The 18,020-nt window shown below is 39.7% G+C and carries 16 protein-coding genes; 9 read left to right on the top strand and 7 right to left on the bottom strand.

Annotated features, from left to right (window positions below; translation table 11 throughout):
• Together VB713_RS10905 and VB713_RS10900 are read left to right on the top strand one after the other, a co-directional pair.
• Positions 1-2,029, top strand: a 2,029-nt coding sequence (locus VB713_RS10905; protein WP_323311579.1) for a WD40 repeat domain-containing protein, incomplete at its 5' end; no start/stop codon positions are given.
• A gap of 3 nt (positions 2,030-2,032) precedes the next feature.
• Positions 2,033-3,121 (top strand): ATP-binding protein, encoded by a 1,089-nt coding sequence (locus VB713_RS10900; protein ID WP_323311578.1) that lies wholly within the window; start codon positions 2,033-2,035, stop codon positions 3,119-3,121.
• A 249-nt stretch (positions 3,122-3,370) separates the two neighbouring features.
• On the opposite strand, the gene VB713_RS10895 is transcribed toward VB713_RS10900, so the two are convergent.
• The 6 genes from VB713_RS10895 to VB713_RS10870 form a co-directional block, all read right to left on the bottom strand.
• Entirely contained in the window at positions 3,371-4,762 is a 1,392-nt protein-coding gene (locus VB713_RS10895) for an amidase (protein WP_323311577.1), read from the bottom strand.
• Between the two features lie 252 nt (positions 4,763-5,014).
• A complete protein-coding gene (gene map, locus VB713_RS10890) occupies positions 5,015-5,842 on the bottom strand; it encodes a type I methionyl aminopeptidase (RefSeq protein ID WP_323311576.1) in 828 nt (275 codons plus the stop codon).
• A gap of 307 nt (positions 5,843-6,149) precedes the next feature.
• The gene (locus tag VB713_RS10885) at positions 6,150-6,548 is read right to left on the bottom strand and encodes a cupredoxin domain-containing protein (RefSeq protein ID WP_323311583.1); all 399 of its coding nucleotides are present in this window, start codon (positions 6,546-6,548) and stop codon (positions 6,150-6,152) included.
• A 363-nt stretch (positions 6,549-6,911) separates the two neighbouring features.
• The gene (locus VB713_RS10880; RefSeq protein ID WP_323311575.1) at positions 6,912-9,716 is read right to left on the bottom strand and encodes a pitrilysin family protein; all 2,805 of its coding nucleotides are present in this window, start codon (positions 9,714-9,716) and stop codon (positions 6,912-6,914) included.
• Positions 9,717-9,930: 214 nt separating this feature from the next.
• Complete coding sequence (locus VB713_RS10875) at positions 9,931-10,359, bottom strand: VOC family protein (RefSeq protein WP_323311574.1); 429 nt, start codon at positions 10,357-10,359, stop codon at positions 9,931-9,933.
• A 201-nt stretch (positions 10,360-10,560) separates the two neighbouring features.
• Positions 10,561-11,073, bottom strand: a complete 513-nt coding sequence (locus VB713_RS10870) for a TIGR02652 family protein (RefSeq protein WP_323311573.1) — start codon at positions 11,071-11,073, stop codon at positions 10,561-10,563.
• Positions 11,074-11,415: 342 nt separating this feature from the next.
• Here VB713_RS10870 and VB713_RS10865 point away from each other — a divergent pair, with 342 nt between their 5' ends.
• The 4 genes from VB713_RS10865 (at position 11,416) to VB713_RS10850 (ending at position 13,865) form a co-directional block, all read left to right on the top strand.
• Positions 11,416-11,937: a gamma carbonic anhydrase family protein gene (locus tag VB713_RS10865; protein WP_323311572.1), complete on the top strand. Its 522-nt coding sequence runs from the start codon at positions 11,416-11,418 to the stop codon at positions 11,935-11,937.
• Between the two features lie 185 nt (positions 11,938-12,122).
• A complete protein-coding gene (locus tag VB713_RS10860; protein WP_323311571.1) occupies positions 12,123-12,248 on the top strand; it encodes a photosystem II protein Y in 126 nt (41 codons plus the stop codon).
• A gap of 121 nt (positions 12,249-12,369) precedes the next feature.
• A complete protein-coding gene (locus VB713_RS10855; RefSeq protein WP_323311570.1) occupies positions 12,370-13,656 on the top strand; it encodes a folylpolyglutamate synthase/dihydrofolate synthase family protein in 1,287 nt (428 codons plus the stop codon).
• 2 nt (positions 13,657-13,658) lie between these two features.
• A complete protein-coding gene (locus tag VB713_RS10850) occupies positions 13,659-13,865 on the top strand; it encodes a hypothetical protein (RefSeq protein ID WP_416242436.1) in 207 nt (68 codons plus the stop codon).
• On the opposite strand, the gene VB713_RS10845 is transcribed toward VB713_RS10850, so the two are convergent.
• The gene (locus tag VB713_RS10845) at positions 13,803-15,101 is read right to left on the bottom strand and encodes a sugar ABC transporter substrate-binding protein (protein ID WP_323311569.1); all 1,299 of its coding nucleotides are present in this window, start codon (positions 15,099-15,101) and stop codon (positions 13,803-13,805) included. The genes VB713_RS10850 and VB713_RS10845 overlap by 63 nt on opposite strands.
• 140 nt (positions 15,102-15,241) lie before the next feature.
• Between VB713_RS10845 and VB713_RS10840 the strand changes: the two genes are divergently transcribed.
• From VB713_RS10840 to VB713_RS10830, 3 genes are read left to right on the top strand one after another with little or no spacing between them, the layout of a single operon-like run.
• Complete coding sequence (locus VB713_RS10840) at positions 15,242-16,357, top strand: type IV pilus biogenesis protein PilM (protein ID WP_323311568.1); 1,116 nt, start codon at positions 15,242-15,244, stop codon at positions 16,355-16,357.
• A 4-nt stretch (positions 16,358-16,361) separates the two neighbouring features.
• The gene (locus VB713_RS10835; protein ID WP_323311567.1) at positions 16,362-17,147 is read left to right on the top strand and encodes a PilN domain-containing protein; all 786 of its coding nucleotides are present in this window, start codon (positions 16,362-16,364) and stop codon (positions 17,145-17,147) included.
• Positions 17,144-17,917, top strand: coding sequence for a pilus assembly protein PilO (locus tag VB713_RS10830; RefSeq protein ID WP_323311566.1), 774 nt, complete (start codon positions 17,144-17,146; stop codon positions 17,915-17,917). The genes VB713_RS10835 and VB713_RS10830 overlap by 4 nt, the downstream gene beginning before the upstream one ends.
• Positions 17,918-18,020: the final 103 nt, after the last annotated feature.

Here is an 18,020-nt window from a genome sequence, read left to right as displayed (position 1 = left end):
GAGCTATGAGGCTTATTCTGTCTGCATTTTAACCATTTTTGTCATCCCGTCAGGTAAATTATTAGGGAATTTCTACTTTATCCAAGCGAAAATTAATCATCCTTTATTTGGAGTGCAAGCACTAATTGAAGATTATGATTTATTAGATACTTCAAAAATAAAGAATAATTCAAAATATGCAGAAACCCTCAAAGCATTAAAATTAATTCAAGGTGCTTTATTCAGAACAACACACATAATATTTCAAGATCCAAAACAACTCAAGGGACAGCTATCAGCACGACTAGCATATTTTGATTTACCAGAAATTAAAAATTTATTAGCACAAATAGCCACAGATAAAAACATAGGTTTATATAGTTTAATAGGTAGCCTAACACCTCCTGGTGGTGGTGGATTAATTCGCATTCTTAAAGGTCACAGTGACTCGGTAACGGCGCTCGCACTTACAACTGATGGAAAAACCATGATTTCTGCTTCAGATGACAACACTATCAAAATCTGGGATTTGGTCACAGGAACGGAAAAATCTACCCTCAAAGGTCACGGTCACTCGGTAACAGCACTCGCACTCACAACCGATGGAAAAACCGTGATTTCTGCTTCAGATGACAACACTATCAAAATCTGGGATTTGTTCACAGGAACAGAAAAGTTCACCCTTAAAAGTCATAACAACTTAGTAAGAGCGATTGCACTCACAACCGATGGAAAAACGGTGATTTCTGGTTCTGATGACAGCAATATCAAAATCTGGGATTTGGAAAAAGGTATAGAAAAGTTCACCCTTAAAGGTCATAGTCGGTCGGTAAATGCGATCGCACTCACAACCGATGGAAAAACCGTGATTTCCGGTTCATTTGACAACACTATCAAAATCTGGGATTTGGAAAAAGGTATAGAAAAGTTCACCCTTAAAGGTCATAGTTTGTCGGTAAATGCGATCACACTTACACCAGATGGAAAAACCATGATTTCCGGTTCATTTGACAACACTATCAAAATCTGGGATTTGAAAAAAGGTATAGAAAAGTTCACCCTCAAAGTTCATCTTGGCTTCGTGGTAAATGCGATCGCGCTCACATCCGATGGAAAAAACGTGATTTCTGCATCATACAAAACTATCAAAATCTGGGATTTAGGAACAGGAACAGAAAAGTTTACCCTCAAAGGCCATGGTAACTCGGTAAATGCGCTCGCAGTGACACCCAATGGAAAAAACGTGATTTCTGGTTCTGATGACGAGACTATCAAAATCTGGGATTTGGACAAAGGTACAAAATTTGCCGTATCAAGTCATCGTCATTGGGTTTATGGGATCAGAGTGACACCTGATGGAAAAATTATGATTTCTGGTTTATCTAACAAAACTATAAAAATCTGGGATTTGGGAACAGGGAAAGAAAAGTTCACCCTCAAAGGTCATAGTGACTCGGTAAGAGCGGTCACAGTCACACCTGATGGAAAAACCCTGATTTCTGGTTCAGATGATGAAACTATAAAAATCTGGGATTTAGGAAGAGGGAAAGAAAAGTTCACCCTTAAAGGTCATAGTGACTCGGTAAGAACGATCGAAGTCACACCTGATGGAAAAACCCTGATTTCTGGTTCTTATGACAAGACTATCAAAATCTGGAATTTGGAAACAGGTCAAGAAAAGTTCACCCTTAGAGGTCATATTTACTCGGTAAGAACGATCACGGTTACACCCGATGGAAAAACCATAATTTCTGGTTCTTTGGACAAGACTATTAAAATCTGGAATTTGGAAACAGGTCAAGAAAAGTTCACCCTTAAAGTTCATAATGACTTAGTAAGAGCGATCTCACTCACACCCGATGGTCAAACTGTGATTTCTGGTTCAGATGATGAAACTATAAAAATCTGGGATTTAGCAACCAGAAAGGAAATAGCAAGTTTCACCGGAGAAAGTCCTATATATTGCTGTGCGGTTGCTCCTGATGGGGTGACAATTGTAGCAGGGGAATCATCAGGAAGGTTACATTTTCTGCGTCTGCAAGGAAGGTGAGGGATGAATACTTTCTCTTTCCTAGAATTAAGCGATCAAAATTTTGTCGGTCGTGATTTTATTCTCACTGCTATTAATAATTTTCTCCACCGTTACCCCAAGGGTTATTTAACTATTGTTGGTGTTCCCGGTAGCGGTAAAAGTGCTATTCTCGCCCAATATGTGAAACAAAATCCCCATACTATTTATTACAATGCTCAAATTGCGGGTAAAAATCGAGTTGAGGATTTTTTTAAAGATGTTTGTACACAGTTAAGTTTATTTTTGGATAATTTTTCTAGCACCCCTCCCCAACCCTCCCCGCAAGCGAGTATAGAAGTTGTAAATGCAAATGAGGGAAGTTGGTTATTTTCTAATTTGTTGCAACAAATCAGCGATAATTTACCACTTGATGAGAAATTAATTATTATTATTGATGCTTTAGATGCCGTTGATATTAACAGTCAAGCGGTAGGCACAAATTTATTTTATCTACCGCGATATTTACCAAATCAAGTTTATTTTATTTTCGCTCGTCGTCCTTATCAAAAATCTCATGCTGGTTTATTAATTGAAGCACCTTCACAGGTTTTAGATTTATCAGATTATCAGGTGGAGAATAGGGAGGATGTTAAAGAATATATTAGGAGGAAACGAACCACAGAGACACAGAGTTCACAGAGAAATATAATTGAATTAATTAATGAAGATGAAGATAATTTTATGTATGTGCAGCAAGTTATCAAAGCTGTGGCTGATGGTTTTTATTCTGTAAATGATGTTGATCAAATTCCTCCAGATTTAGAAACTTATTATCAACAACATTGGCTAAAGATGCAAGGTGAGGGTTTATCTGATGTTGCTGTGGATGTGTTGCGGGTTTTGACTGCTGGGGAAACTCAAGCGATGACAACAGTGGCTATTAGTAAAAAAATCAATGTTGATGTTTATGATGTGATGGAGGTTTTGGAAAGTTGGTTAGAATTTCTGCAAGAAATCCGCGTTGGTAAAGAAATTAGATATACTTTATATCATCATAGCTTTCGGCTTTGGTTAGCATCTAAAAAATTAGCTAATTTGTCTGAATCAGGATTGCCAGGATTAAAGGATTAACAGGATTTAGTAGAATGTATTTAATCTTCATCCTGTCAATCCTCTAAATTCTGAAAAATTAGCTAATTTGTCTGAAGTGGCTAACGCCACGCTGCGCGAACAGGATTACCAGGATTAAAGGATTAACAGGATTTAGTAGAATGTATTTTCATCTTTATCCTGTAAATCCTCAAATCCTCTAAATCCTGATTCAGACAATAGAATTTATCTTGATTTTTAATCCTCAAATCGTCTAAATCCTGATTCAGACTAAAGTGCTGGACGATGTTGAATCCAAGGGTTAGCGGTTTCTAATTGGGCTGCTAGACTAATTAAAGTAGACTCAGCGGCAGGTTTACCCATTAATTGCACACTTATGGGTAAACCATTACTATCAAAACCGACGGGAATTGCGATCGCAGGTAATCCTGTGGCATTGGCTACTGGACAAGGTGCAACCCAGTTAACGATATTTTCAAATGTCTGTTCTGGACTCAAATTTGCCCATTCACCTACGCGAATCGGTGAGTGCAGATAAACTGGTAATACTAATATATCTACAGTATCAAAAAACGCGACTATTTGCCGTGAAACTATTTGCATGACGGCAAGTGCTTGTAAATATTCACCCACGGAACCGCTTCTAGCTAATAACCAACGATTGACAGGTTGTAAAGCTTCTGGGGGAATTCCTGAAGCTGCTATTCCAGATTGCCAGACGATTTGAAATGATTCTACTAAACCGCTGAAATCTGGGCATTTTTCTTCAATTTGATGTCCAAATTGTTCTAGTAATTGAACTGTTTTTAAAACCCCTTGTCTACAGTTATTATCAGCTTCTCCAAAGGGACGCAGACTGGTACTAAACGCAATTTTTAAAGTACTGGTTTTTGTTTGAGTTGCAGCGAGAAATGAGGGTTCTGGATCTGGCAACCAATAAGGATCGCCGATAAAATAGCCAGATATCACATCTAACATAGCGGCTGCATCGGCTACTGTGCGGGCTATAGGTCCATTGACAGCTATTCCCCCCAAGCGATCGCCTACTGGTGATTGTGTCACTCTTCCTCGCGCTGGTTTGATTCCTACTAACCCACAACAAGCCGCAGGGCCACGAATGGAACCACCACCATCGGAACCTTGTGCGATCGCACTTAATCCCGCTGCGACTGATGAGGCTGCACCACCACTAGAACCACCAGGGGTATACTCCAAATTCCAAGGGTTTCTAGCTGCGGTAAATCCTGTAGCTTCACTGTAAGGAAAAGAACCTAATTCTGAGGTTGCAGTTTTACCAAGAATCGTAAACCCAGCTTGTTTAATCCTGATAACTACGCCATCATCGTGGTTAGCAATCTTATTCTTCAAAGCCGGATTTCCGTAACTACAGGGAACACCAACTACAGCATTGAGGTCTTTAATAGAAATCGGTACACCAAAAAATGGTGGTAGTTCTGAAGTGGTTGTGAGTAATTCTGTTTTCGCTTTAGCATCAGCAATAGCTAAATCTGCCGTGACTGTAAAATAACTTCCCAATTGGGGATTTAAGCGCGAAATCCGTTCTAAATATATTTCTACCAACTCCAAAGGTGAAACTTCCCGATGACGGATTAATTGTGCTAAATCTAAAGCCGGTGTAAAAGCTAAATCAATTTCATTCATTGTTGTTTTTTAAACTGTAATTTTCATACATCTATCAAAATTTATACATTCTGACTATTTCAAAATAGTAAACATGAAAATTTGAATTGTGCTTTTACTTTTTAGCAATTTATCATTTGCGGATGCTTATGTCTAGAGACACAAACTTGATAAAATACAAACTTGATAAAATATTTATTGAAAATTAAATAAAAATGCGATCGCTACACTAATCGTAGGTATCGCATTCTCCATTAATTCAAATGGGAAACATTAAACTAGTGATCTATCAGTCAAAATCTCATAACCGCTTTCTGTCACTAACACCGTATGCTCAAATTGAGCAGACAGCGCATTATCAACAGTTACAGCCGTCCATCTATCAGCTAAAATCCGAGTAAATCTAGAACCAGCATTCAAAATTGGTTCAATCGCCAAAGTCATCCCTGAACGCAATTTCACATTGGGAATATCACGAGTTCTGTAATTAAATACCGCAGGTTCTTCGTGTAAATTTCGACCTACACCATGTCCAGTGAACTCTTCCACTACACAAAATTTATTAACTTTTACATGGTCTTCAATCGCACCAGCAATTTCTGCTAAATGTACACCAGCTTTTACCTGTTCAATACCTTTAAATAAAGCTTCTTCTGCAACGATAATTAGCCTAGCAGCTTCTGGAGTCACCTCACCCACAGCAATTGTAATACAGGAATCCCCATGAAAACCTTGATAATAAGCACCTGTATCTACCTTTAAAACATCTCCAGTGCGAATCACTTTTTTATGACTGGGAATGCCATGCACAACCTCATTGTTAATGCTAGAGCAAATCGAAGCCGGAAAGCCGTGATAACCTTTAAAACTGGGAGTTGCACCCATTTCTCGGATGCGTTTTTCCGCATGAGCATCCAAATCAGCCGTAGTCATTCCTGGCTGGACTAGCTCAGAAATTTCTTTGAGTACGGTTGCCACAATCTTAGCTGATTGTCGCATAATTTCAATTTCGCGGGGAGATTTAATTTCAATTCCTCTGCGTTGTCTTGGTGCCGGTTTTGGCTGGGCTGGTTTAGAAAGCAAGTTACTGAAAATGTTCATGGGAAAATTAATAATTGCTGGTGCTTGACTGCCTAAGTGCTAATTAGTTGTCTAGCTTAGTTGAGAAAAAATATCTATATTTAACTTAACTTATTTTGCGCCTCTAGAGAAATAGAGGTGATTGAGGATTGGGAAGAAGTTAAAGGTTAATCAACAGATATAGTTTTCATTCCTAGTGATTTGTATACCACGTAGTTAGAGTACTCCAAATCAATAAGTTTTTTAAATATGGATTTTATGAAAATTGTGCAGTATCAGCTTTTTGGCAATAAGTTGTATCATAAGGATACAGAATATTTGATAGTTATTAATCAACCAATATATCTCCAACCATCCCCGCTTCTGTGTGTCCTGCGATGGTACAGCGTAAACTATATTTACCTGGCTTGAGAGGAACAAATACCCATTCTGCTTCTGCATCAGGTTTTAGTTCTAATTCGTGGATAGCACCTTTGATTTCTACATTACCAGCTTCGACTTTTTGTGTCCAAATCGCATCAGCAAAGTCTTTACTCGTAAAATAGTGCTTCACAGGGCTAGGATTATTCAGGTGAAGGTTGTAGCGTTTACCTGCCTGGAATTTTAGATGATTTGGCTCAAACTTGAGTTCACCAGCGACATTACCCAGACTGACTCTAATTTCTGTAGCTGGTTGTTTGAGTATATCACCAGCTAAATTTGCTGCTCTTACTGGAGTTGCACCCATGAAGCTAAGACAAACTAGGAATGTGAATAAACAAAAGACTGGATATAGATGTTTGGAAATTTTTGTTAGTAAACTACTCATTTCTGACTTTGGTTATTAGTAATACCTATGACCATTATCTATGATCTGAGTCGAAGTCTCTCAATAAAATTGTGTAGTTTTAGCTCTGCATATGATGGTTACGGAGTTAGAATAATAGAAACACATGGCGATTAGAAATCGCAGCTACACAGGCAAAACCCACCTGCGTGGGTTCAAAGAGTCCGCGTGAATAGGCGGACTTCGTTTTTGTAGCCCCAGACTTCTAGTCTGTTAGCAAAGCGGCACGAAGTGCGGGCTATCCGCCAAAAGTGGATGCTCCCCTTATCTATGCTCTGCCATTATTGCTGGGCCAGCGGTGACAACGACAATGTTATCAGGATTGAGTAACTCTCGCGCTGCTTGATTGACTTCATTAAGATTGACTTGCTGGATTTTTTGGACAAAAGAACGCAATTCTATCTCATTTAGTCCATAAACCTCATTCATCAGAATTCTATCTGTTAATTCTTCTGGTTTTGCTAGGGAAATATTATAGTTACTAATCAGGGTGCGTTTGGCAGTTTCTACTTCTAGTTCGGTTACACCTTGCTGATGCAGTTGTTTTAATAGTTGACGGGTACTTGCGATCGCTTTATGAGTATATTCTGGACTGGTTTGCATTTCAATCAAAAACGTACCGGTGTTACTTCCAGCTAGGAAGTTGCTATAGATTCCGTAAGTTAAACCCAAGCGATCGCGCACTTCTGCTCCCAGTCTACTAGATAATGTATCCCCTCCCAAAATTTGGTTCAACACTAAAGCTTGATAAAAGCGGGGATCTTGGCGTTTAATGCCTGTATAACCCATATAAGTCACAGCTTGGGATTTACCAGGCAGAACAGAATTAAGATTTATCCCCTTATCTTTCATCACTACTGTAGGATATTTTAATATTGGCGGTTTTCCCTTAACTTGCCAATCACCCATTTGAGTTTCTAAGAGCGATCGCACTTTCTCTACATCAAAATCACCCACCAATGTTAATACTGTAGTATCTGGACGATAATGTTTTTGTTTAAAAGCAATCACATCACCTCTATTAATATTCTGTATACTTTTTTCTGTCGGAAAGTTATGTAAAGGATGATTATACGGATAAATAGATTGAATTAATTTCCTATTAGCAACCTCGTCAGCATCATTCAAATCTGCATTTAACCCATTTAAAGCCTGTTTACGACTTAGCTCTAACTCATTTACAGGAAAAGTACTATTTTTAACAACATCCGTCATCGTCTCCAGCAAAACAGGTAAATCTTCCCTTAAACTCTTACCCTGAATACGCACACCCTCACGCTGCGCTGCAAAATTCAAACTCGCACCCCGTGCTTCTAAAGTTTTAGCAATAGTCAATGTATCCTTGGTTGTAGTCCCATTCATCAAATTATCTGCCACCAAAGACGCTAATCCCGCTTTATCATCTGCATCAAATTCCTTACCAGCTTTAATATAACCACTCAAACTCACTGTTGGACTACTTTGATCAGGTAAGAGTAACACCCGCAAGCCATTTGCCAATGTTACCTTTTGTGGTATATTTTGCTTTGAATTATGAGCAACAGCGATCGTACTTGCTGGTAAATATTTCATCACCTCAGATGCAGCTACAGAAACCCCCACAGAAAAATTTTCTGAATTTGCTGCTGGAGATGATTGAGTATCCCTATTTACTTCTTTTTGTTGTGGTTCAAAAAAACCAACTACCTGCGCTTCTGGTTTGAGATATTTATTGATTACAGATATAATATCAGCCGGCTTTACCTGGCGGACATTTGCTAAATACCGTTCTGTATAGCGATAATCACCACCAACTAGCTGATCATTAGCAAACTGCATAGCTTGACTATTGATATCACGACTATTCAAAATCACAGACGCTGCTAATTGAGTTTTTGCCCGTTCAACCTGCTCTGATGTTACGCCAGTTTTTGCCAGTTTCACCAGCGAACTCTTCAAAACCGCATTAATTTTTTGTAAATCTTGATTTGGTGCAGCAGTGACTGACAAATCATACCATCCTGACTGCCGCAGACTAGCTACATGAGCCGAAACATCAATAGCTAAACCTGATTTAACTAAAACTTCATATAAATAAGAATTTTTTCCCGATGTTAAAATATAATCCATCACCCCTAAAGTTGGTACATCTGGGTGATTTAAATCTGGAAGTGGATAAATTACTTGTAAAAGCTTCTCAACACCTGGTTCTTGCAACCAAATTGGAGAAGCAGAAATTTGGGAAATCGGAGATTTGGGGATTTGGGGAGATTTTTGACTTTGGGGAATTTTGCCAAAAATACTTTTTACTGCTTCTAGGGTTGGTGCAGTTGGGAAATCTCCGACTATTACCAATATAGCACTTTCAGGATTGTAAAATTGCTGATAGTATTCTCGCACCTGCTCAACCGTTAATTTTTCTACATCAGCCTTAGTTCCACCAGTAGCTAAACCATAAGCATGATTAGGAAACACCGATTTCATGACAGCACGCTTGAGACGGTATTTTGGACTATTTTCATAACCTTGCAACTCAGAAATTACTACCCGCTTTTCACTGGCTAGTTGCTGGTTATCAATGAGCAAATTTTGCATCCTGTCTGCTTCTAGTTCCAGCAGCGCTTGGAGTTTATCACTTTCGGCTGTATTGTAATATGCAGTTTGTTCGTAACTGGTGAAAGCATTGGAATCACTACCTAAAGCACTAAACAACTGTCCAAATTGCAGAGGACGGGTTTTTGTGCCTTTAAACATCATATGCTCTAACTGGTGAGCAATACCATTCATTCCTGGTGCTTCATTAACTGAGCCAACTTTATACCACATCTGCACAGTTACAACTGGTGCATTATGTACTTCTTTAGTTAATACAGTTAAACCATTGTTTAGCACTGTCTGCATGACATTTTTTGTCAATGTCAGATTATTTGTTTTTTTGTCTACGAATATTTGCTGAGAATGTTCCCAGCTGGCATTCACTAATTTTTGGCTATCTGAAATAGTATGCTTCAACGAAAATGTGGCAATTAGCGATAAAAAGAACAGTATTAGGGGAATACGATAACGATAAAATCCAGAAATCACAAACATATATTTATTTAGCCATAAGTAAATAAGACTACATTCTTTTTACCTATACATCTTTCGTTTAATCTTTCTGGAAAATTTTCAGAACAAAGATTATGGCTATAGCTGACGTGACGATTTAGGTGTCATAGGCCGCGCTGCGCTATCCGTAGTTAAGGAGGAAGGAGAATATTCCCCTATCTTCCCCGTTACCGATTACCCATGACCAATGACCAGATTAACCAAGTTTGTCTAAAAACCGAATAAACTCTAAAGGTAAGCCATCAGCATCAGCGATGAAAGCGACTTCCAAAATGCGATCGCCTATTTGCTGCTGAGTTGGTTCTAAAAGGATTTGCAGGGGTTGCAACTCACTTACCACAGCTATGCGTGATTTTAAACTTTCCAACCAACTGTGTAAATCTGGTGCAATCTCAGTTAGATCAAAGGAAAGATGATAATAGCCCACATAATGCTCATCTGCAAAAGCATCAGGGGCTGGTTTGGGCTGGGGAATTTGGATCAATTCAATGCGGCTATCCAATCCTTCCAGCCAACAAGCTAGAGTATAACCTGTAGTGAAGCGATCGCCAACTGTAAATCCTAACTGCTCATAGAAAGCGATCGCTAAGTGAATATTCGCCGTCCGAATAGAAGCATGATGCATGACGAGTACCGAGTACCGAGTAATGAGTGTGGAGTAATGAGTAATATAAATTACTTTATTAGAGCCTTGAACCAAGTAATGCTTTTTGTAAACAAGTAAATAAAAACCTTTTACTTAAGTTACTAAGAGCAACTACTAATTATTATCATTCAAAACTCCAGACTCGGTACTCGGTACTCAGTACTCCACGCTCGGTACGCCCTACTCAAACAGCCTAAAATAAGGGTAACGCACAGGCACACCAGGCTCCTTGTCTAAATCAAAATTAATTACTTCCCAGCAAGGTTCCTCCGCAGGATCGGGGCCAAACTCTACTGGTAAGCCATACAAACGAGCAGGAGCAGCTTCTGGTTGTCCAGAACGCCAAGGACTACTACGTTCCAAATATCCACTCATTAACTCCTGATAGCGTCGGGCAATAATCACCCTCGTAGCTCTATATCCTTGAGTATATAGCTTATCTAACGCTTCGTGGATTTCAAACCGAATTCCATCAGGATGAGTATGTTGTCGATACCATTCTTCGTTCCACCTGCGCCAATGACGACCCGATTGGAGATGAACCAACTCTCCTGTTTTCGGATTCGCTTCAAACGCACCATGACGCGTACACAAATAAGTATCAGTTAGAGTCAGCGCGGGAATAGACTGGCGACAGTGAGGACACTGTATTTCAGGGCCAAATATTGGGTACTGCAAGCCTGGATTCATCATGAAGTGCGTACAAGCATAATTTTGTCTTCACCAGCACCAGTGGGTTTGATTTTACGCTTCGGCTCTGCCACTTTGAGTTACTTGCTCGTCACTGCAAACCAAAGGGGTTGCAACCAGAGTATTTCTCATATAGTACCGCACCGAAGAAATAAAGCTAAAATTCTCCAGTCAAATCAAAGCTGATGATATGAGCTTTTTGACTTTCGACTTTTGGCTTCCGTGCAGTAGTACTAGTGTCTTCCTTCGCGTACAGAGCAAACCGCTGTGATATTCTGGTTGTGCAACCAGCCTCAAAGGTTGGAGTTTTTCCAGTGTTCCTGGGTACCATATCAATATTCTATCGTGTCTACTGTTTCCTACTGGACATCTCCCGATTTTTCTCAAGCTGCTTTTATCGCAACCAACGCTGTTGTTGTCGGCTCAGTCAACATCGCAGCAGGGGTAAGCATTTGGTATGGAGCAGTGGTTAGGGGGGATGTAGAACGCATTGAAATTGGCGAATGCACAAACATTCAGGATGGAGCTATCCTACATGGTGATCCTGGTTGTCCGACAATCTTAGAAGATCATGTTACAGTAGGGCATCGTGCTGTGGTACATTCTGCCTACATTGAACGTGGGAGTTTAATTGGCATTGGCGCAATAATTTTAGGTGGAGTCAGAGTTGGTACAGGTAGCATCATTGGCGCTGGTGCAGTAGTCACCAAAGATATACCTCCTTTTTCTCTAGTAGTAGGCATTCCGGCTAAAGTAGCGCGTCAACTTACAGAAACCGAAGCCACAGACCTCATCGAACACGCCAAAAAGTACCACAAGTTAGCTCTAGTTCACGCCGGGAAAGGCACGGATATTGGTTTTAGATAGGTGAGAGAGAAGGCAGGGGGCAGGGGCAGGGAGAGAAAATTCTTACTCAGTACTCGGTACTCGGTACTCAGCAACTTAATGATTCTTTACAATTAAGCTTGGAAAAATACCCCACTTCGGCTAAAAATAAAAATTGAGAGCTGTTGACAAAACTTTAATTTCTACTTAACAGAAGGATTCTAGATATGGACATGGATATGCGTGTAGTAATCGTTTTAGCACCAATCGCTATTGCTGCTAGTTGGGCTGTGTTTAACATCGGTGCAGCGGCTTTAAGACAAGTACAAAATTTCTTGAACAAAGAAGCATAATTAGGTAAAGGGTAATTGCTGAGTACCAAGTACTGAGTACCGAGTACCGAGTGGTTGACTCTTCTACTCATGACTTGTTACTCATTGCTTTGTACTAACTTGCCCTCAATCCCCAGTTCCTGTGAATATCGACTCATTACTCCAACCCTTTCAACACTTTGGTGTCAATCTGGGACTATCGCGCATTGTCAAGTTATTAGACAATCTCGGTAATCCTCATCACCAAGTCCCTATAATTCATGTTGCTGGCACTAATGGTAAAGGTTCTGTTTGTGCCTATCTTTCTTCTGTACTTACTGAAGCTGGTTATCGGACAGGACGCTACACTTCACCCCATTTAGTAGATTGGACTGAACGCATTTGTATAAATGAACAGCCAATTTATAAAGATGATTTTTGTCAATTAATTCTAGAAGTCCAAGCTGCTATTGAATCTGAAGAAGAATCACCAACTCACTTTGAAGTAATTACCGCAGCAGCTTGGTTATATTTTTCACAACAGAAAGTTGATATAGCAGTGGTAGAGGTGGGACTAGGAGGGCGTTTGGATGCAACTAACGTCTGTTCTCAGCCCTTGGTGACAATAATTACTTCTATCAGTCGGGAACACTGGCAGCAATTAGGCCCTACTGTTGCCGATATTGCCAGAGAAAAAGCTGGTATCATTAAACCTGGATGTCCTGTGGTAGTTGGTCCGTTGCCACTAGATGCCGAAAAAGTGGTGCGAACTGCTTGCAGCAGCGCTTCGCTATCGCTTACCATAGAATTACAATGCCCTGTCATCACACCTCAGCCCGGATTTCCCATAGCTACAGATTGGGCAGAATATCAAAAAACTCAAACTCCAGGATTAATAAAATATCCCTTACCGCTACAAGGACAAATTCAATTAACTAATTCAGCTTTGGCTTTAGCCGCTTTGGAAATATTGCAACAAAAAGGGTGGCAAATTTCTGAAACAGCCATAATCAACGGTATGGGAAAAACTAAATGGCCAGGCCGAATGCAATGGATAACCTGGAAAAATGATAATAAGAATTATCAAATATTAATTGATGGCGCACATAACCCAGCCGCAGCGGAAGTTTTACGCAATTATGTAGATACTTTAAATACCAAAAAAATAACCTGGGTTATGGGGATGTTAGCCACTAAAGATCATGCTGATATTTTTCAAGCACTTCTCAAACCCGAAGATAAATTATATTTAGTGCCAGTCCCAGATAGTAATTCAGCAAATCTTGATAAATTAACAAATTTAGCTCATGAAATTTGCCCAGAATTGAGTTATTGCAGCACCTATCCAGATGTATTTTCGGCGCTAGATGCTGCTTTCACCTCTACAGATAACCTAGTAGTTCTCTGCGGCTCCCTCTATCTAATCGGTCATTTTTTAGGTAACAGGTAAATATGATTACCAATTACCAATTACCAATTACCAATTACCAATTACCAATCACCAATTACCAATTACCAATTACCAATTACCAATCACCCATTACCGATTACCAATTACCAATTACCAATTACCAATTACCAATTACCCATTACCCATTACCGATTATCCCACTGTTGTGCCGCATCTTCTACAGCTTTATCCACTGTTTTTTCCCCTAACATCGCCGCTTGTAAATTTTCGTAAATTGTTTTTTGCAAGAATTTAAAATCTTTCATTTTCGGGGTTAACACTTCAGCTTTTTCCATCTGTTGAGCGCTGAGAAAACGCCCTTTTTCTACAGTTGAAGCATTAGCAGGAATATTCTTAAAATAACTGTCACCCAGTGCTTTAACAGTTGATGGTAGGACATTCGCAGCTTTAGCAAATTCTAGTTGATTTTCATCATTAGTGACAAACAAGGCAAATTTAACTGCATCGTCAGGGTGTTTGCTGGCGCGGGGAATGACTATATTCATAACAGCTACATTTTTTTTGCCTGTATCTCCTGTAATTTGTGGTGCGATCGCAGAAGCTTGAGCAATTTTTGGCGCATTATTAGATATCGTCTTCAGAAACTCAGGCCCAGAAGCTAACAGTGCTGTTTCTCCAGATTGGTATAAATCAACAGCATGACGATGACCTTGTGTCAATGATTCCTTAGGTAGTAATCCTTTTTTATATAAATCTACCCAATATTGAAAAGCAGCTTTTCCTTGTGGTGAATTAAAACCTGCTTTACCCTCAGCATTTACTAAAGTGACCCCCATTTGGACAAATGATTCCAACACTTCACCAGAATCTTGGGGGACAAAAGTTGCAAAAAAGGCATATTTACCCGTTTTATCTTTGATTTGTTGCGCCGCTTGCCCTAATTCTGCATAAGTTGCCGGAGCTTTGTTGATACCTGCTTGTTTTAATAAATCAGTGTTATAAATAGTTAACCTTGTGGTGAGATACCAAGGAATCCCAAAACTCTTGCCATTGAGGGTACTAGCTTGCCAAATATTAGGCAAATAGGAGGAACGAACTTCACTTGACACTTTTGCATCTAAATCTAACCAGGCATTTCGTCCTGCAAGTTGGGAAGCAAAATCTGGATTAAGGTTGACAACATCCGGTGGCGTTTTTGCGGAGACAGCTGTTAAAATCTTGTTCTCCATCGCCGACCAAGGTACATCCACCCATTTTACTTTGATACTAGGGTTTTGCGATTCAAAGCTCGCAATTAGGTTTTGAAAGTAGTCTGTAAATTGGGGTTGGAGTTGCATCGTCCAAAACTCAACGGTTGCGGCTTCAGAAGCAACTGGTTTTGTACTTGAGCTAAAGTTACCTGTGCTGCAACTTACAACCCAACTGGTAAGTAAGCCCAGCAGCGCCCAAACAGTTAGTTGTCTGAATTTTTGTGATTGAATCATCGTGATAATATTTTTACGTTTGAAAGGTGTGTAAAACTTATGCAGAAATGTCGAGATTATAGGCTATATAGATTACTTGGTACTAAGTTCGCTTGGAACCAAATTTAAATTTTTCATTTAGTAGTCTAGTGGGTAAAACTGTGGTGAACGTTTTCAGTAATCTCAGTAATCTCCTTGGTAAATCTAATAAAGGAATTGGCATTGAGCTTGCACCAGAACGAATGAACATAGTTCAGTTACGTAAGCAGCGCCAAGGCTTAAAACTAGAATCCTTGACAACGATACCAGTACCAGAGGGATTAATTAGCGACGGACAAATTAACGATTCTCCAAGGATGGCAGAACTAATCCAGGAGGCATTGGCTGAAAGCAAAATTAAAGCTTCCCGTGTTGCCACTTGTATCCCAGGAAGAGACGCTATTGTGCGCGTCATTCCTGTGCCAGCGGAATTGGATGATAAAGAATTGCGGGAGATGGTGCTGAACCATGAAGCCGCATTGTATCTGCCCTATCCACGAGAGGAAGCTGATGTAGATTATCAGAAACTGGGGTACTTTGTAGATGAGGATGGGATTGAAAAAGTACAGGTACTCTTAGTTGCCACTCGCAAGGAAGTAACAAATACCTATATTAATACTTTTGCTGAAGCAGGATTAAAGATTGATGTTTTAGAAATTAACAGCTTTGCTCTCATTCGGACTATTCGTGACCAGTTGAGGCTATTCGGACCCCAAGAAGCAGCAGTATTAGTTGATATTGAGTTTGATAGCACTGAAATTGCCATCATTATCAATGGCGTACCGCAATTTTCGCGTACTGTACCTATAGGTACATATCAATTGCAAGCTGCTTTATCAAGGGCAATGAATTTACCCACATCACGAGATATGGATATGTTGATGGGTATGACTATTCCCGCGAATCCTATGGATTTGGGGAGAACGGGGACTACAGGGGTTAATCCTGGTATGGGTCCGATGTTGAAAGTATTGGGAGAATTATCGGATGAATTGCGCCGATCTATAGATTTTTATATCAATCAGAGTGAAGGTTTAGAAGTAGCGCAGATTCTTCTAGCGGGTACAGGAGGAGGACTTCAACAGCTAGATGAGTTTTTTACTCAACGATTAGGTTTTCCCACAACCCAAATAGATCCAATCAGAGATTTGTCTTTGGAAGTAGAAGCTGAAAAATATCCATTGGTACAACGCCCTGGTTTAGGGATAGTACTTGGTTTAGGAATGCGGGAGGCATAACAACGTGTACAGTCTAGATATTAACTTTCTTAAAGACCGATCGCCTGTTGAAATCAATACGGAAAAACCCGTCAGACAGCCAATTAATCTGGGTGATTTAATGCCAGTTTATTTGGGAGTCGGTGTGGGTTTATGTTTCCCAGCTTTGGTATTTGGTGGTTTGTTGTTTTTGCAAGCCAGAACAGATGAGTTAACCCAGACAATTCAAAAACTAGAGCAGGAAAATAAGGAGTTAGACGGTAGAATAGCCAACATTAAGAAAGTCAAGGATGAAACAACAAATATTAAAGTGCAAACACAAGCTTTAGTGACTGTGTTTGATCAAATTCGTCCTTGGTCTGCCATGTTACAAGATTTGCGCGATCGCATTCCCGCGAATGTGCAGATTGAAAATATCAAGCAAACTGCCGGTATTATCCAAACCCAGGCTACCCAGGGTAAAACACCTAGCAATCCCGCTGGAAGCCTAGAAATTAATGGTTTTGCTCGCTCTTTTAATGATGTCAACGATTTTGTATTGAGTCTCGGACAATCTAAATTCTTAGATGCCTCAAACAGCAAAATTAGCACAGCAGAGTTAATTGATGCACCTTCACAAACAGGTGCTATTCAACCTGAAAGTCAAAATCAAGAGAAAATTAAACCAATTCAAGTGGTTAAGTATACCATTAAAGCTGGTCTAAGTAATGTACCAGCATCTGAATTAATTCGTGAATTAGAGCAAAAAGGCACAGTCGGACTAGTGACTAGGCTTCGTAGCATCCAAAAAACAGGAGCCATTACCAAATGACACTGAGTGATGATTTAAATTTTTCACAACACCCTACTAATTTTGATGATGCCCCATCATCTTATCCCGTTGCTTTTGGTATTACTTTCACACCACCAATTATTGGTGGTGTAGTTGGAGCCTTGGGGGTTCTTGCTGCTGGTTATATGATACTGAACATGGTTATGCCTGCTTGGGATACCTATCAGCAGAAACAAACAGAAAGTAATACACTCCAAGGACAAGTTGACCAAAAGAGACTTCAAGCCAAACAAATTGACAATGTATTAGCAGAGTTAGCCCAAGCCAAGCAGCAACAAATCCAAGTTTTAGCGTTATTTGCTAATGAAAAAAGCTTAGATACATTGTTGATGGATACCAATCGCTTGGTCGAGTCTAGCAATGGTCAAGGCGCTGGAAATAACGTCAGAGCCAAACTCAAAAAGTTTGTACCATCTGGAGAAGAAGCACAAATAGTTACTGATAGCAGTCTTGGAGAACAAGTCAACAATAAACTCAAACGCAGCATTATCAAAGTTGACATTGAAGGCACTTTTGAACAAACGCAATCAATTATGCGTAATATTGAGCGTTTACAGCCTTTATTGCTAGTCAAAAACTATGACTCTAAATTAGTGCCGCCAGAAACAGAAACTGTAGATGGAAAACAGGTAATAGTTCAGACTGGCCCAGCTAAACTAGGTACTTCCTTTGAATTAGAGGCATTAATGCCATTAACTGCTGAAGAAGCCGCAGAAGCAACAGCAAAAGCGGCTCCACCTAAACCCTAACCATCCAAATTACTGAGTGCTGATTTGTATGAATGCAAATCTAATGCACGAAAGGTTACTTCTAGATGGTTAGTTAACAAGTAGACATACAGACTGGTTTTTA

Origin of the sequence: Anabaena cylindrica UHCC 0172, from assembly GCF_034931625.1 — a bacterium.
Classification (GTDB): domain Bacteria; phylum Cyanobacteriota; class Cyanobacteriia; order Cyanobacteriales; family Nostocaceae; genus Anabaena; species Anabaena cylindrica_A.
Note: the sequence above shows the minus strand (reverse complement) of the source record. Positions and strands in the feature narration are given on the sequence as shown.